Origin of the sequence: Saccharothrix coeruleofusca, from assembly GCF_014648515.1 — a bacterium.
Lineage (GTDB): Bacteria > Actinomycetota > Actinomycetes > Mycobacteriales > Pseudonocardiaceae > Actinosynnema > Actinosynnema coeruleofuscum.
The window spans coordinates 140,426-157,415 of the sequence record NZ_BMRG01000018.1; the positions used below are offsets into that span (position 1 = coordinate 140,426).

The window sequence follows — 16,990 nt, forward strand, 5'->3', positions numbered from 1 at the left end:
CACCGGCCGCGCCACCGCCGAACGAGAAGGAGACAGCATGTCCGCAGGACCCTCCACCGCCTTCACCATCCCGGTCGCGCAGGACCAGACCTCCCTGTCCCCGGACGAGGTCCTGCACTCCGGCAACGCCGGGGTGATCGTCGAGCGGGTCGGCCAGCTGCGGTCGGAGTTCCGCTCCGAGGGCCGCCAGTTCGGCCGCGAGCTCGCCGAGTACCTCAACACCGCCTACCGCGACGTGGTCACGGTGTTCGTCTACGAGGAGACCTTCGGCACCAAGGACCGCCTGCACTTCCTGATGCACCTCAAGTCGCTGGAGGCCTACGAGACGCTGGTGGGGATGGGCACCAGGGACGAGGGCTGGCGCGAGATCATGATGCGCCAGCGCATCCCCGCCGAGCGCGGCGGCGGCACCTGGGACCGGGTGTTCCTGGACGGCACCCTGCGGGAGACCGTGCTCCTCCCCTCAACCTTCGGCATGTACGGCACCGCGGACAAGCGGCTGGAGACCGTCGTGGCGGACGGCGACGGCGCGCCGCGCTTCCAGGTGCCGGTCGCGCAGCAGCAGACCACCCTGCCGCCCGACCGCATCCTGCACTCGGCGAACTGCGGCATCCTGATGCACCGCGTCGGGCAGCTCAAGTACGAGTTCCGGGTCGAGGGCAGGCAGTTCGCCAGGGCGCTGTGCGACGCCTGGAACGAGAGCCTGGCGGGCCACGCCACCATCTTCCTGTACGAGGAGGCCTTCGGCGTCTCCGACCGCATCCACCACTTCATCCACCTGAAGTCGCTCAGCTCGTACTACACGCTGATGGGGCTGCGCGCGGTCAGCGACGCCGCGTCGCGCGAGGTGTTCACCCGGCAGTGGATCCCGGAGGAGAAGGGCGGCGGCTCCTGGGAGCGGATGTTCGAGGGCGCCAGCCTCCAGGACATGGCGCTGACCCCGCAGCACTGGGGCATGTACGCGACGCGCGCGGGCGGTGAGCGGTGACCGGGCCCGACTACGACGTGGTCGTGGTGGGCGCCCGCGTCGCCGGGGCGCCTGCGGCGATGCTGTTCGCCCGGCGCGGCCACCGGGTCCTGCTGCTGGATCGGGCGGTGTTCCCCGCGGACACCCTGTCCACCCTCTACATCCAGCAGCCCGGCGTCGCTCGGCTGGCCCGCTGGGGCCTGCTGGAGGAGGTCCGGGCGACCGGCTGCCCGCCGCTGGACCACGTCGTGTACGAGCTGGAGGGCATCCGCGTCGAGGGCTGCTCCAGCGGCGTGGACGGCATCCGCGCGGCCTACGCGCCCCGCAGGCACCTGCTCGACGGCATCCTCGCCGACGCGGCCGCTGCCGCGGGCGCCGAGGTGCTGGCCGGGCACGAGGTGGTGGACCTGGTGCGCGAGGGCGAGCGGGTCACCGGCGTGCGGCACCGCTCACCCGACGGCGGGGTGGCCACCGCGACCGCCCGGCTGGTCGTCGGCGCGGACGGCATGCGCTCGGCGGTGGCCCGGCTGGCCGGTGCCGCGACCGCGGTCGAGCGCCCGCGCCTGACGTGCGCCTACTACTCGTTCTGGCAGGGCCTGGACGCGGTGTTCGAGATGTACGAGGGGCCCACCGGCTGGGTGGCCACGGTCCCGACCAACGACGCGGTGCTGGTGTCGGCGTACTTCCCGCAGGGCCGTTTCGAGAGGGTGCGCAAGGACGCCCTGGACTCCTACACGCGGTGCATCGAGGACAACGCCCCGGCGCTGTTCGAGCGGCTGCTGGGCAAGCAGCGGCTGGAGCGGCTGTACGGCACCGGCGACCAGCGCAACTTCTTCCGGCAGGCGCGGGGGCCGGGCTGGGCGCTCATCGGCGACGCGGGCCACCACAAGGACTCGCTGACCGCCCAGGGCATCGGCGACGCGTTCATGCAGGCGGAGTTGCTCGTCGACAGCGTGGCGGACGGCCTGGCCGACGAGGCGGCGCTGACCGCCGGGCTGGCCGCCTTCGCCGAGGAGCGCGACCGCAGGCTCACGCCCTACTTCAACGCCACCCTGCTGGTGGCGCAGGCCGAGGGGCGGGAGCAGCGCCGCGCGCTGCTGGCGGCGCTGGCCGAGCACCCCGATCACACCCAGCGCTACTTCGACGCCGTGGCGGGCATCCTGCCGCTGGAGCAGCTCTACACGCCGGAGCTGATGGCGCTGGTCGCGCAGCAGGCCAAGGCCCGCTCCGCGGTGAGCTAGCCGCTGCGGGGACCCCGCTGGACGCCGCGACCGGCCTGCCGGTCGCGGCGCGCCCTACTTCGCCGACAGCTCCTCCTCCAACCAGGTCTTGCCCCTGGTGCGGGCGGAGAGCACCACATCGCCGAGCAGTTCGGTGAGCGAGGCGGCCGCCCGCTCGGCCGCGGCGCGGGCGTCGGAGCCGACGTCCTCCAGGAACCGGCACACGACCTGGCCGCCCGCGTCCTGGGCCCAGCCGCCGACGACCCGACCGTCCCACCACAGCGACGGGCCGATGTTCCCGACCCGGTCGAACAGCTTGGGGCCGTGCCCGCCGAGGAACCAGTCGCGCTGCTGCCAGCCCATCGGGGTGGGGTCCAGCGCGGGCAGCAGCGCCACCCACGGCTCGGGCGCCGGGGTCGGCTCCAGGTCGTCGGCCAGGACCACGCCCGGCCTGCCGTCCAGGTCGACCTCGACCGGCCGCAGCTCCGCCAGCGCCCGCTTGACCTGGGTCTTGGTCCAGCCGGTCCACCACTGCAGGTCCTCGGGGAAGGCCGGGCCGTAGGCGGCCAGCCAGCGGCGCGCCAACTCCACCTCCGCCTGGGCCGTGGGCCAGTCCGCCAGCCCGTCGGGGGTCCACCGCGACAGCGGTGACCACTTGTACTGGTGCGACGTCCACGACCCGCGCGGACGTCCGCGCACCACCCGGCCCTCGGCGGCCAGCAGCAGCAGCACCCGGCTGGCGACGTTCTGCTTGCCCTCGTAGTGCTTGCCCTTGGCCAGCACCACCTGCTGCCGCAGCCGCTCGTCGTCGGTGGCCAGCTCGGCGGCGGTCGCCTCGCCGCGCCGGGCCAGCGCCCGCAGCGCGGTCTCCTCCACGTCGGCCAGCCAGCCCTCGACGTCGTCACCGACGCCGGTCTCGGCCAGCATGGACAGCAGCTTGCGGCGTTCGCGCGCGGCCACCGCCCGACCGCAGGCGGCGTGCACGACGGAAGCGGTCCGCACCGTGGTGACGAACACCGTGCGGCGCATGGCCAGCATCCTGATCAACGAGCGGTCCTCGTACAGGGCGCGTTCCACGTCGCCCAGGCCGCCCTCGCGCATCCGGGTCAGCGCGGACAGGTACACGCTGGTCGGGTCGGTGCTGTGCAGCGCCACCACGCTCTCGGCGACCTCGGTCGGGTCCGCCGCACGCGCCTCCGCCGCCAGCCGGTGCCTGTGGCCCAGCCTCGCCCGCCGCTCCGCGATGTCGAATCGACGCATCGTCCCCCCGTGTCGGCCTGTTCGCGGGGCGTGGTGCGGCAGTCGCACCCCGCACGCGGCCACCACCGTACCGCTCGGGGTCAGGCCGGGGGGTCGAGGGCGTCGATCACCTCGTCGGCGGTGCGCACCCGGCCGATGAGGGAGAAGACGCGCGCGATCGCGTCCTCGTGCGCCCCGGCGTCGAACGCGGTGGCCGCGTCCCGCACCAGGACCTGCTCGTAGCCGCGGTCGTAGGCCTCCCTGGCGGCCGACTCCACGCCCAGGTTCGTGGCGATGCCGCCGAACAGGACCGTCCGCACGCCCCGCCGCCGCAGCAACGGGTCCAGCTCGGTGCCGTAGAAGCTGCCCCACTGGTGCTTGACGACCACGTGGGAGCCGAGGTCGGCGAGTTCGGGCACGACCTCGGTCCACTCGGCGGGCGCACCGCCGGGCGGTGGCAGCTCCACGTCAGCGCGCGGCGCGGGGAACGGCACGCCGCCGCGCCCCATCGAGCCGCGCACCAGCACCACGAGCCCGCCGCGCCTCCGCAGCGCCACGGCGACCCGGCGCGCGTTGGCCACGGCCTCGGCGGCGGGGTGCGGCCCGAGCGGCACGCCCGCGCCGAGGCCGTCGACCACACCGCGCTGGAAGTCGACCAGCACGAGCGCGCTCGTGGCGGCGTCCAGCTCATCCCGCGGGCGGGCAGTCATGTCAGCGATCCCCCTCGTCGACGTGCGCGCTGCCGGTTCGGCCCGATGCTAGGTCCCTCGCCTGCCGGACCCTGCTCAACACTGAGCAGCCCGTTCCACGCCGCCGCGCCTAGCGTTCCCGCCGGCGCCCGGCGAACCGCGGTCGCGGCGCGTCCCGGTGCGCGATCCGCTCGACCACCCGGCGCCGGAGGGAGGCGACGGTGCTCAACCCACAGACCCGCCAGGCGGTGACCGACGTGGTCGCGGCCGTCCAATCCGTCCGCCCGCTGGCCGCGGTGCTGGAGCACCCGGTCCGCGTGGCGATGCCCGGCCCGCCCGAGACCCGGCGGTGGTTCCACCGGGTCGCCGAGCGCCTGGGCGCGCCGTACTTCGCCGAGGCGGGCGGGCAGCCGTCCGCTGCGCTGGACCGGGTGGTCAGCGGGCGGCTCGGACTGGACCGGTTGCCGCCCATCGCCGAGGAGCACTGGCCCGAAGCCGACGCCGCGGTGGCCGACGCCGAGGCACGTGGCTTCGCGGCGCTGTGCAGGCAGGCGGTCGTGACCGCCGACGACGGGGTGCGCGTGCTCGCCCACGCGGCGGGCGACCCGACCGCGTCCGCGGTCGTGGTGGCGTCGGCGTGCGGGATGCCCGCGGCGCTGGCCGAACCCTGGGTGCGCGGGCTGGCCCGCTCGCACCACGTGCTGACGTGGGAGAGCCGCGGCCTGTTCGGCGCGCCGCGGGACCTGCGCGAGCCGCGCTTCGACGCGGCCACCGACGTGGCCGCCCAGGTCCGCGACGCGATCGCCGTCATGGACCACTTCGGCGTGGCTCGCGCGCACGTCGTGGGGTTGTGCGGCGGCGCGGTGCTGGCGGTCGTCGCCGCGCACGAGCACCCGGAGCGGGTGAGCTCGCTGAGCCTGTGGCACGGCGACTTCGAGCTGGGCGCGGCGGCACCGAAGACGAGCCACCAGAAGGACCTGCAAGCGCTGATGGCGCTGGCCGCGCGGGACCGGGCCTCGGCCCGCGCCGTCCACGCCACCCTCACCGCGTCGATGCTCACCGGCACCCCGCCCGACCTGGCGCACCTGGTGCTCTACCCGTACGCCACCCCGGAGTTGCTGTTCCGGTACTGCCTGCTCAACGGCGCCATCATGGGCACCGACGTGGGGCCGCTGCTGGCCGAGGTCCCCCACCCCGCCCTGGTGGTCACCAGCCGGGACGACCGCACCGCGCACCCGGACGGATCGCGGCACGTGGCCGAGCGCCTGCCCGGCGGCAGGCTCGTCGTCCTGCCGCACGGCGACCACCTGTCGCTGTTCCGGGGCACCGCGGTGCTGGAGATCGCGGAGCGGTTCGCGGCCGACCCCGGCGCCGACCCGCTGACAGCCCCTGCTCATTCGTGAGCAGGCGAACTCCCCGGCGCCGCTTAGCGTTTGCCGACAGCCGCCGCGAACCGGGTGGAGCCCGATCGCACGGACCGCAGGCGCCGGGTGCGCCTGCCTGACGAGGCGAGGAGCATGGAACCGAACCAGGACAACGATCGCGTGCACGCCGTGGTGCTGTCCGCGGACACTCCAGCGGGTCTGCGTTCCTACGCCCGGCGGTTGCGCGAGCACCTCGACCGGACACCGGGGATCGACCCGGCCGACATCGCCTACACCTCCCAGACGGGCCGGGTCGCGATGAGCCACCGGCTGGCGCTGCTGGTGCCCGACCTGACCCGCCTGCGGTCCGGTTTGGACGCCTACCTGGCGGACCGGCCGCACCCTTGCCTCCACAGAGGACAAACGGGGTCCGGTGCCGCGGCAGGCGCCTCCACTGCGGGGACCGAGGCCGAGGCGGTCGCGGACTGGTTGGCCGGGGCGGAAGTGCCGTGGCGGCGGTACTGGAGCGAGCCCGCGCGGCGGATTCCGCTGCCCGTGCGCGACTGGGACGACGAGCCGGACGAGCAGGCCCCCGCGCCGTCCCCCGACGCGGCGCGGACCTCGGCGGCCGTCGAGCGCCCGGCCCCTGCCGCACCACCGGGTTCCGATGAAGTGCCCGAGGCCGCGCTGCGCTACGTCCTGGAGCTCTACGGCGAGGTTTCCGGCATCCCGGTCGACCGGCTGGACCCGCGGGTGCCGCTGGCCGACTACGGCATCGGGTCGTTCCTGATCACCTCGCTCAACGCCCGCCTGGAACGGGACCTGGGGGAGCGGGACCGCACCCTGTTCCTGGCCCACGGCGACCTCGCGGGCGTCGCACGGGCGCTGGCCCACCGCCACCCGCGACTGGCCGAGCGGGGTGAGCAGCGGGCCGCGGCACCGGTGGAGCCGGACGCGGACCGCGGCGCGGTCGCCGTGATCGGCATCGCGGGCCGGTACCCGAAGGCCGCGGATCTGCGCCAACTGTGGGACAACCTGGTGCACGGCCGCGACTGCGTGACCCGGCTGCCCGAGGACAGGCGCCGGCCGGGCTGGCCGGTGGACCTGATGTGGGGCGGTTTCCTCGACGGGGTCGACCTGTTCGACCCGCTGCTGTTCGCCATCTCCCCGCGCGACGCGGAGCTGATGGACCCCCAGGAGCGGATCTTCCTCGAAGTGGTCTGGGAGCTGCTGGAGGACGCGGGCTACCCGCCCGCCCGCCTGCGCTCCGAGCACGGCTCCCGCGTCGGCGTCTACGCCGGCGCGATGTACAACGAGTACCCGTACTTCGGCGTCGAGCGGTCCCAGCGGGGACACCCGCAGGACTCCGGGGCCACCCTGGGCGGCGTGGCCAACCGGGTCTCCTTCGCCTTCGACCTGCGCGGCCCCAGCCTCACCGTCGACACCATGTGCTCGTCGTCCCTGGTCGCCATCCACCTGGCGGTGCGCGCCCTGCGTGACGGCGAGGTGGACCTGGCCATCGCGGGCGCGGTGAACCTCTCCTTGCACCCCAACAAGTTCATCCAGCAGGAGAGGATGCGGCTGACCGCCTCGGGGCACCGGTGCCGCAGCTTCGGCGCGGGCGGCGACGGGTTCGTCCCCTCCGAGGGCGCGGGAGCCGTGCTGCTCAAGCCCCTGGACCGGGCCCTGGCCGACGGCGACCGGGTCCACGCGGTGATCCGCGGCACGTCGGTCGTGCACGCCGGGCGCACCAACGGGTACCTGGTGCCCAACCCCGCGGCGCAGGGCGAGATGGTCGCCAAGGCGCTGCGGGACGCGGGGGTGCCGCCGGAGACCATCGGCTACGTGGAGGCGCACGGCGCGGGCACGGCGCTGGGCGACCCGGTGGAGGTGGAGGGCCTCACGAGCGTGTTCGGCCCGACCGGGCTCGCTCCCGGCGCCATCCCGATCGGCTCGGTGAAGTCGGTGCTGGGGCACGTCGAGGCGGCGGCGGGCATGGCCGGACTGACCAAGGTGGTGCTCCAGCTGCGGCACGCGACGCTGGCGCCCTCGCTGCACGCCGACGAGCTCAACCCCAACGTGCGGTGGGACGAAGTGCCGTTCCGGGTCCAACGGGAAGCCGCCGCGTGGCCCCCGGCGCGGTGGCCCCGCCGGGCGGGCATCAGCTCCTTCGGCGCGGGCGGGACCATCGCGCACGTCGTGGTCGAGCAGGCGCCCCCGGAACCGGAGCGGCCCGCGCCCGCCGGGGGCGAGCAGCTGGTGGTGCTGTCCGCGCACGACGCCGACCGGCTCGCGGAGCTGGCCGGTCGGGTGGTCGCGGCGCTGGAGCGGGACGACCCGCCCGCGCTGGACGACATCGCCTTCACCCTCCAAGCGGGCCGCGAGGCGCTGCGCGAGCGGCTGGCCGCGGTCGTCCGCGACCGGGCCGAGTTCCGGGACAGGCTGCGCCGCTTCCTGGCGGGCGAGGCCGGCGCGGTGGTCCGGGGTCGGGCGCCCAGCGCCGGGCACGCGGCCGGACCGGCCCTGCCCACCCCCGGCGCGGAGGTCGACCTGACCGCGCTGGCCCGGCACTGGGTGGAGGGGGGCGCGGTGGACTGGGCGCGGCTGCGCGACCCGCGCCGCGCGCCCCGCGTCGTCGAGCTGCCCTCCTACCCGTTCGCACGGGTGCGCTGCTGGCTGCCCGAACCGGAGGGCTCCGCCCCGACTCCCGCCCCGACTCCCGCCCCCGCACCGCTCCCGGCCCCGCCGGACACCGGAGCGGGCGAGGAGGAGGTGCCGCTGCACCGCTGGACGTGGGCCCCGGTCGGCCCCGTGGCCGCTCCTACCACTCCCACCGCCCCCCTCCTGTGCGTCTTCTCCGAGCACAGCGAGCCGGTGGCGCGGGCGCTGGCGGATCGCCTCGGCCGCGACCGGGTCCTGCTGGTCCGGGAGGGCGGCGAGCTGGCCGACGGCATCCCCGGCTACACCGGCGCGGCGGAGGCCGCAGAGCTGGTCGGGGCACTGCTGGACGCGCACCCCGCGCTGGCGGGGTGGCTCGACCTGGCCGACCTGCACCTGCCCGACGCCGAGCACGGCCTGTGGCGCGCTCGGCTGGCCGCGCTGCAACGGGTTGTCGGCCGCAAGGCGCGCACGGGTCTGCGCGTGGTGCAGGTGACCTGCGGCCTCCAGGACCTCGACGGCCCCCGTCCCACCCTGGCCGGTGCGCGGATGGCCTCGTTCGTGCGCGTGCTGGGCTCCGAGCACCGGGGGGTCCGCGCCTGCGCGCTGGACACGGACCGGGGCCCCCACCAGGTGCGCCCGCTGGTCGAGGAACTGCTGGCCGAGTGGGCGGCCGACGCCCCGTTCGGCGAGGTGTGCCACCGCGGCGGTGTGCGGCACCGGCCGGTGCTCGAACCGCTGGAGGCCGCCCACGCGCCACTGGCCGTGGACCCGGACGCGGCGCACCTGGTCACCGGGGGTACGCGCGGCCTGGGCGCCCTGGTGGCGAGGTGGCTGGTCGAGCGCGGGGCCCGGCGGCTGGTGCTGTGCGGCACCCGGCCCCCGGCCGACGAACTGCTGACCTGGCTGCGCGACCGCGGCGTGCGGGTGCTGACGCACCTGGCCGACCTGGCCGACCGCCCGCGGCTGCGCGAGCTGCTCGACGCGGTGCGCTCCGAGCTGGGGCCGATCGGCGGTGTGGTGCACTGCGCGGGGCGGTTCACGCGGGGCAGGCCGTCCTTCGCCAACCTCGACCCGACCGCGATGCGCGAGGTGCTGGGCCCCAAGGCGGACGGCCTGGACGCGCTGCTGGACCTGCTGGACGGCAGGCCGCCGCGGTTCGTCGTGCTGTTCTCGTCGGTGTGCGTGGCGGTCCCCTCGTTGGCCGCGGGCACCACCGACTACGCCGCGGCCAACGCCTACCTCGACTTCGTCGCCGCTCACCGCACCCGGACCGGGCAGCCGCGGTTCCACGCCGTCGACTGGCCGCAGTGGACACAGACCGGCGGCACGAGCAGCGGTCCCAACCCCTGCGCCGCGCTGGGCATCGGCGGTCTGACCGACCGCGCGGGCCTGCGCGTGCTGGAGCGCGTGCTGACCCTGCCCGGCGGCGGGCGGGTGCTGCCCGCGCCCGCGCTGGGCGGCGGCATCGACCCGGAGGCGCTCGTGCGCCCGCACCCGGACCCGACTCCACCGGAGGTGGCCGACACCATGCCCGGACCAGCGGCGACCCCCGCGCAGCCCGCCCGGTGGCTCGTGCGGATCTTCGCCGACGCCCTGCACATCCCGGTGGACGACCTGGACGTCACCGCCGAGTTCGGCGCGCTCGGCGTCGAGTCGATCATGATCGGCGAGCTGGTGCGCGCCATCGAGGACCGGCTCGGCCGCCCGCTGGAACCGGCCGCCCTGCTCGAACACCCCACCCTGGAACGCCTTGCCGACCACCTCGGGCAGCACGAGCCCGAGCCAGGACCGGAGCAGGCGGCGAGCGCCCCGGCTCCCGAGCCCACCACCGGAGGCCCGGTCGAGCGCGCCGACCGTCACGCCGACCGTCACGCCAACCGTCACGCCGACCGTCACGCCGCCGACCACCGCATCGCTGTCATCGGCGTGGCGTGCCGCTTCCCCGGCGCGGCGGACGTCGACGCCTTCTGGGCGAACCTCGTGGCGGGGCGCTCGTCGGTGGTGGAGGTCCCGCCATCCCGGTGGGATCACACCAGGTGGTACCGCGCGGAGCGCACACCGGGCGCCAGCACCAGCAAGTGGGGCGGCTTCGTCGACGGCATCGAGGACTTCGACCCGGAGCACTTCGGTCTCGGCGAGGACGAGGCGCGGTGCCTCGACCCGTCCATCCGGCTGTTCCTGGAGGCGACCGCGGCCTGCCTGCGCGAAGCCGGGTACGCCGACGACGAGCTGGCGGGTCGCGACGTGGGCGTGTTCGTCGGGGCCCGGATGACCGACTCCTACGCCCGGCGCGCCGGGCTGCGGCCCAACGCGCTGCGCTCCGACCAGAACTTCATCGCCGCGCACGTCGCCCAGCACTTCGACTTCGGCGGCCCCAACATGGTGGTCGACAGCGCCTGCTCGTCGTCGCTGGTCAGCGTCCAGCTCGCGTGCCGCAGCCTGCTCGACGGCGAGTCGGAGGTGGCGCTGGCGGGCGGTGTCGAGGTGCTGCTGGACGAGCAGCCCTACCTGGAGCTCAGCGCGGCCCGCGTGCTGTCGCCGTCGGGCCGCTGCCAGGTCTTCGACGAGCGGGCGGACGGGTTCGTGCCCGGTGAGGGCTGCGGTGTCGTGCTGCTCAAGCCGCTGGCCGCGGCCCTGGCCGACGGCGACCGGGTGCACGCGGTGATCGAGGGCGTGGCGGTCAACAACGACGGGCGCACCATGGGCATCACCACGCCCAACCCGCGGGCCCAGACGCGGCTGGTCCGCCGGGCGCTCGCGCTGGCCGGGCGTGCGCCGGAGGAAATCGGGCTGGTCGAGGCGCACGGCACTGGCACCACGATCGGCGACCCGATCGAGCTGCGGGCGCTGACCGACGTCTTCGCGGAGGGCGCGGACCGCACCGGCTGGTGCGCGATCGGCAGCGTCAAGTCCAACATCGGCCACCTGCTCAGCGCCGCGGGCGTGGCGGGCCTGATCAAGGTCGTGCTCTCGCTGGAGCACGGCTTGATCCCGCCGACCCTGTGGTGCGAGCGCCCCAACCCCCGGTTCGACTTCGCGCGGTCGCCGTTCTTCCCCAACCTGGGCGCGCGGCCGTGGCAGCGGCCAGGTCCCGAGCGGGTCGCCTGCCTGAGCTCGTTCGGCCTCGGCGGCACCAACGCGCACCTGGTGGCCAGCGGCCCCGACCCGCGGTGGTCGCGCGCCGCCCGGCAGCCGCTGCCGCCACCGCCGCTGCGCCGCAGGCGGCTGTGGCTCGACCGCCCGCAGGAGGGGCACGCCGCGCCCGCGACATCCCCGGACGAGCCGCTGGTCGCCTCCACGCTGGACCTCCAGCTCACGGTGAACCGGACGCCCGCGCCCACCGCGTCGACCCACTGAGGAGTGCGCCATGGAGGAGATCGAGTGCCGCGTCGCGCTGTCGCCGCACGACTTCGCGCTGCGCGGCCACCGGGTCCGCGCCACGCCGGTCCTGCCCGCGGTGGCCTTCCTCGATCTCGTGTACCGGGTCCTGGAAGCCGCCGGACTCGACCACCGGGGGACAGCGCTGGACGGCGTCACCTTCCGCGCTCCCCTCGCCGTCGCCGACGAAGCGCACCGGGACCTGCGGTGCGCGCTCACACCGCCCGCGGGCGGCCGCGCGGGCCGGGTCGACGTGGCGAGCCGCGTCGCGGGCAGCGGGGACGACTGGACCGAGCACATGACGGCGCGGCTGTCGCCGGTCGAGGAGGCCCCGCGGCCCGACCTGCCGGTGGCGCTGCTGCGGGAGCGCGCCGAGCGGACCGAGGACCTGTCGGGGCACTACGCGCGCGCACGCGCCGCGGGCATCGAGCACGACGCGGCGATGCGCTGCACCGGGACGGTCTTCCACGGGCGGGGTGAACGGCTGGCGGAACTGCGCCTGGAGCGGCGCGGCGACGCCCACGAGGACCGGTTCCCGCTGCACCCGGCCGTGCTCGACGCGGCGACCGTGGTCGGCTTCGGCGCCGACCACGACCGGCCGGGGGAGCCGTTCGTGCCGGTGTTCGTCAAGCGGTTCCACGCGGTCCGCCCGCTGCGCGGCACGTGCTACGTCCACGTGCCGCGGCCCGCGGTCGCGTCGGGCGAAGTGGTCACCGTGGACTTCACCCTGCACGACGAGCACGGCGCGCTGCTGGCCGAGTGCACGGGCATGACGTGGAAGCGCCTGGCGGGAGGCGGTGCGCCAGCCGGTGGGTCCAGTCCCGCGACCGGGACGCGGGGCGGTGGCGCCACTGTCGCCGCCAGGGTCCGCGCGCTGGTGGCGGCCCACCTCGGGCGGCGGGCGGAGGAGGTCGACCCGGCGGCGGGTTTCTACGACCTCGGCCTGGACTCGTTGGCCCTGCTCAAGCTCGGCAGGGAGGTGGAGGAGCTGGTCGGCGAGCCGCTGTACCCGACGCTGCTGTTCGAGCACGGCACCGTCACCAGCCTCGCCGAGCACTTGGAGCGCACCTACGACCTCCGGTTCCGGGACGAGGGCGCGCCCTCGTCCCCGGAGTCCACCGCCGCCACGCCGCCACAGTCGGGGACCACCACCTGCTGGACCCCCGGCTGGGTGGAGGAGGACGGACCGCGACGGGACGCCGCGCCGCTGGTCGCCATCGGCCCCGACTGGTTCACCGGCGCCCTGGGGCGGACCGAGCCCGGCCTGGTCCCGGTCCTGCCCGGCACCGGGTTCGCCCCGCGCGGCGCGGGCTACGAACTCGACCCCGCCGACACCGGGCAGGTCGACGCGCTGTTCGACGCCCTCGCCGGGAGGTCCGTGCGGGACGTCGTGGTGCACGTGGCCGAGGAGGTCCCCACGGCCGACACGTGCACCGCCGTCTACGCGCTGGCCGCCGCCCTGGTGCGCCGCGAGCACGGGGCCCGGCTGACCGCCCTGTGCGAGGCGCCCGCGACGGCCGCCGCACTGGGCGCGCTGGCCCGCACGGTCATGGCCGAGACGCCGCGGCTGCGCTGCCGCGCGGTGCTCGGGGCCGACCCCCGCGACCCGGCCGGGACGGCCCGGATCGCGGCGGCGGTCGCGCGCGACGACTCCGCGGAGGCGGAGCTGGACTTCTCGACCGGGCGCCGCCGCGTGCGCCGCTGGTCGCCCGCCGCCCCGACGGGCGCGCCGACGCCGCTGCGCGAGGGTGGGGTCTACCTGATCACCGGTGGGGGCGGCGGGCTGGCGGGGGTGCTCACCGAGCACCTCGTGCGCCGCTACCGGGCGAGGGTCGCGCTCGTCGGACGGGGCCCGGCCGGAGCCGGGTTGGAGCGCCGGATGGCGCAGTGGCGCGACGCGGGCGGCGACGTGCGCTACCTGCGCGCCGACATCACCGACCCGGCCGAGGCCGCCCGCGCGGTGGGGGCGGCGCGCGCGGCGTTCGGCCGCGTGGACGGCGTCGTCCACGCCGCGGCCGAACGCCGCGACGGGGTGTACCTGACCAAGCGGCGCGACGACGTCGCCGCCGTCCTGGCGCCCAAGGTCGGCGGCGCGCTCACCGTGGACGCGGTCACCGCGGGCGACCGGCTCGACTTCTTCGCGGTGTTCTCCTCGTCGTCGGCGAGCACCCCGAACCAGGGGCAGTCCGACTACGCGGCGGCCAACGCCTTCCTGGAGCAGTTCGCCCGGCAGCGCGCGGCCCGGTCCGACCGCGCGGGGCGCAGCGTGGCGATCGGCTGGCCGTACTGGGCCGAGGGCGGGATGCGCGTCGCCGACGGCGACCGGTCGCCCGACGGGCAGGTCCCGATGCCCACGGCGGAAGGGCTGGCCCTGTTCGAACGCCTGCTGGCCGACGGCGAGCCGCAGGTCACCGTCCTGCACGGCGTGGCGGGCGTGGCCGAGACCCTGCTGCCCACCGCCCCTGCCGACGCGGGACCGGTGGACGCCCGACCGCGCCACGCGGAGGTCGCGGGGGCCGAACCCGCCGTGGCGCGGGACCGCGCCGAATCCGCGAGCGCCGAGCGCGGCATCGCGATCATCGGCGTGGCAGGCCGCTACCCGCAGGCTCCCGACCTGGCGGCGTTCTGGCGCGACCTGGAGCGCGGCGTCGACCGCGTCACCGAGGTTCCCGCCGACCGGTGGGACCACTCCCGCTACTTCGACCCGGTGAAGGGCCGGGCCGGGCGGACCTACGGCAAGTGGGGCGGTTTCCTGGCGGGTGTGGACCGGTTCGACCCGGCGTTCTTCGGCATCTCCCGCCGGGAGGCCGAGCGGATGGACCCGCAGGAGCGGTTGTTCCTGTCCACCTGCTGGCACGCCCTCGAAGACGCGGGGTACCCCCCGGAGGCACTGCGCGGCCGCTCGGTCGGCGTGTTCGCGGGTGTCATGTGGAACCACTACCAGCTCGTCGAGGGCGCGCCCGACGGCGTGGCACCAAGCGCCCTGCACACGGCGGTGCCCAACCGGGTCTCCTACACCTTCGACCTGACCGGGCCCAGCTTCGCGGTCGACACGGCCTGCTCGGCGTCGCTGACCGCGATCCACCAGGCGGTGGCGAGCCTGCGCCGCGGCGAGTGCGACCTGGCGCTGGCGGGCGGGGTGAACGCGATCCTGCACCCGCAGAAGTACCTCCAGCTGGCGCAGGGCCAGTGGCTGTCGGAGGACGGCCGGTGCCGCAGCTTCGGCAAGGACGGCTCCGGCTACGTGCCGGGCGAGGGCGTCGGCGCGGTGCTGCTCAAACCGCTGGACCGCGCGCTCGCCGACGGCGACCACGTCCACGCGGTGATCCGCGGCTCCGCGATCAACCACAGCGGCCGCACCAGCGGGGTGACCGTGCCCAGCCCCGGTTCGCAGGCCGCGCTGATCACCGCGGCACTGCGGGACGCGGGCTGGGACCCCGCCTCCGTCGACTACGTCGAGGCGCACGGCACCGGCACCGCCCTCGGTGACCCGATCGAGGTCGAAGGGCTCCGCCAGGTGTTCGGCGGCGCCGGGCACTGCGTCGTCGGCTCGGTCAAGTCCAACATCGGGCACCTGGAGAGCGCGGCAGGCATCGCGGGCCTGACCAAGGTGCTGCTGCAACTGCGGCACGGCACGATCGCGCCCTCGCTGCACGCGGCGCAGCTCAACCCGCACATCGACTTCGCCTCGACGCCGTTCACCGTTCCCGCGCGGGCGGTGCCCTGGCCGCGGCGCGCCGGTGCGCCGCGCCGCGCGGGCATCAGCGCGTTCGGCGCCGGGGGTGCCAACGCGCACCTGCTCGTGGAGGAGGCGCCCCCGCAGCCGAGGCGGCCCCGTCGCCGCGGCCCGTGGCTGTTCGTGCTGTCGGCCAAGACCGAGGAGGCGCTGCGCGAGCAGGCGCGCGGGCTCGCCGCGCATCTGGCCGAAGCCCCGACCGCCCCGGCGGAGGAGCTGGTGGCGCGGGTCGCGGCCCGGCTGGGCGTGCCCGCGGAGCAGGTCGACGCGGGTGCCGCGCTGGGCGACCTCGGCCTGGACCACGGCGACCTGGCGGCGCTGGCCGACGACCTGGGCTCGCACGTCCTTCCCGCCGACCTCGGCCTGGACCACACGCTGGCCGAGTTCGCCGCCCGGTGCGGCGCGGCGGAGGACCACCTCGCCGACGTGGCCTACACGCTGCAAGTCGGCCGGGCGCAGCTGGAGCACCGGCTGGCCGTGGTGGCGGAGAGCACGGGCAGGCTGGTCGAAGCGCTCGACCGCTGCGCCGCGGGCGAGCGGCCGGGCGCGGGCGAGTTCCGCGGCACCGCCACCGCCACCGACGCCGAGCACGACGAGCGGGAGTGCGCCGACGCGTTCCGGGACGGCAGGCTGGCCGAGGCGGCGGCGGGTTGGGTGGCGGGGGCGGACCTGCCGTGGGCGCGGTTGCACCCCGACGGTCCCGACCGGCCGCGCCGGGTGCCGCTGCCGGGGTACCCGTTCCAGGAGGAGCGCTGCTGGCCGGGGCACTGGGAGGCCGAGTCCGGCGGCAGGACCGCGCCCGCCCGGCAGGCCCCACCCGCCGAGCGCCCCCGGCCGCGACCAGCGCCGCAGCCCGCGCCGCAGCCGGGGGCCGAAGTTGACCTGCGGGTGCTCGACGGCGGCGTGGCGCTGGTCAGCCTGCACGCGCCGACCTTCACCGACGGGCTCATCGATGGCCTGGAAGCCGCTTTCGCGGACATCGCCGCGGCGGACGAGGTCCGGGCGGTCGTGGTCACCGGCGGCGAGGGCATCTTCAGCATGGGCGGCTCGGCCGAGGCGCTGACCGACCTGGCGGCGGGCGAGGGCAGCTTCACCGACCGGCCGTTCGTGTACGAGGGCTTGCTGCGCTGCGACCGCCCGGTCGTGTGCGCCATGCGCGGCCACGCCGCGGGCGGCGGGCTGACGTTCGGGCTCTACGCCGACGTGGTGGTGATGTCGGAGGAAGCGGAGTACCGCGCCAACTTCCTCACCTACGGCTTCACGCCGGGCCTGGGGGCGACCTACATCCTGGAGCGCAGGCTGGGCAGCACCCTGGCCGCGGAGATGCTGCTGACCGGGCGTGCCCTCAGCGGCGCGGAACTGGCCCGGCGGGGCGCGGACGTGACGGTCGTGCCCGGTGAGCGGGTGTTGGCGACCGCGCTGGAGTTGGCGCGCTCGATCGCGGGCAAGCCCGCCGCCGCGGTGCGGACGCTGAAGGCCGAGCTGGCCCGGCGGGTGCTGGCGGGCCTGCCCGAGGTGATCGACGCGGAGGCGGCCATGCACGCGAAGGTCCTGGGCGAGGACGCCCGCTCGCTGGTCGAGGCGCGCTTCCCCGGCCGGGCGACGGCGCGGCGGCCCGCGCCCGCCGAACCCGCGCCCGCCGAACCCGCGCCCGCCGAACCCGCGCCCGCCGAACCCGCGCCGGTGGTGCTCGAACCCGTCGCGCCCGAACCCGTCGCGCCCGAACCCGTCGCGCC

General features: G+C 76.0%; 7 protein-coding genes. 5 read left to right on the top strand and 2 right to left on the bottom strand.

Features of this window, described 5'->3' with window-relative positions; genetic code table 11:
- Positions 1-37: 37 nt before the first annotated feature.
- Both IEZ00_RS30345 and IEZ00_RS30350 read left to right on the top strand, forming a co-directional pair.
- Positions 38-988, top strand: coding sequence for a DUF6039 family protein (locus IEZ00_RS30345; protein WP_189226787.1), 951 nt, complete (start codon positions 38-40; stop codon positions 986-988).
- The gene (locus tag IEZ00_RS30350) at positions 985-2,208 is read left to right on the top strand and encodes an FAD-dependent oxidoreductase (RefSeq protein WP_189226788.1); all 1,224 of its coding nucleotides are present in this window, start codon (positions 985-987) and stop codon (positions 2,206-2,208) included. Before IEZ00_RS30345 ends, IEZ00_RS30350 begins: the two co-directional genes overlap by 4 nt.
- 54 nt (positions 2,209-2,262) lie before the next feature.
- Here IEZ00_RS30350 and IEZ00_RS30355 read toward each other — a convergent pair whose 3' ends face one another.
- Both IEZ00_RS30355 and IEZ00_RS30360 read right to left on the bottom strand, forming a co-directional pair.
- Entirely contained in the window at positions 2,263-3,447 is a 1,185-nt protein-coding gene (locus tag IEZ00_RS30355) for a winged helix DNA-binding domain-containing protein (RefSeq protein ID WP_189226789.1), read from the bottom strand.
- Between the two features lie 80 nt (positions 3,448-3,527).
- Positions 3,528-4,136, bottom strand: coding sequence for an isochorismatase family protein (locus IEZ00_RS30360; protein ID WP_189226790.1), 609 nt, complete (start codon positions 4,134-4,136; stop codon positions 3,528-3,530).
- 200 nt (positions 4,137-4,336) lie between these two features.
- Between IEZ00_RS30360 and IEZ00_RS30365 the strand changes: the two genes are divergently transcribed.
- The 3 genes from IEZ00_RS30365 to IEZ00_RS30375 form a co-directional block, all read left to right on the top strand.
- A complete protein-coding gene (locus tag IEZ00_RS30365; protein ID WP_229796239.1) occupies positions 4,337-5,518 on the top strand; it encodes an alpha/beta fold hydrolase in 1,182 nt (393 codons plus the stop codon).
- Positions 5,519-5,632: 114 nt separating this feature from the next.
- The gene (locus IEZ00_RS30370; protein WP_189226791.1) at positions 5,633-11,497 is read left to right on the top strand and encodes an SDR family NAD(P)-dependent oxidoreductase; all 5,865 of its coding nucleotides are present in this window, start codon (positions 5,633-5,635) and stop codon (positions 11,495-11,497) included.
- Positions 11,498-11,507: 10 nt separating this feature from the next.
- Positions 11,508-16,990, top strand: a 5,483-nt coding sequence (locus IEZ00_RS30375; protein ID WP_189226792.1) for an SDR family NAD(P)-dependent oxidoreductase, incomplete at its 3' end; no start/stop codon positions are given.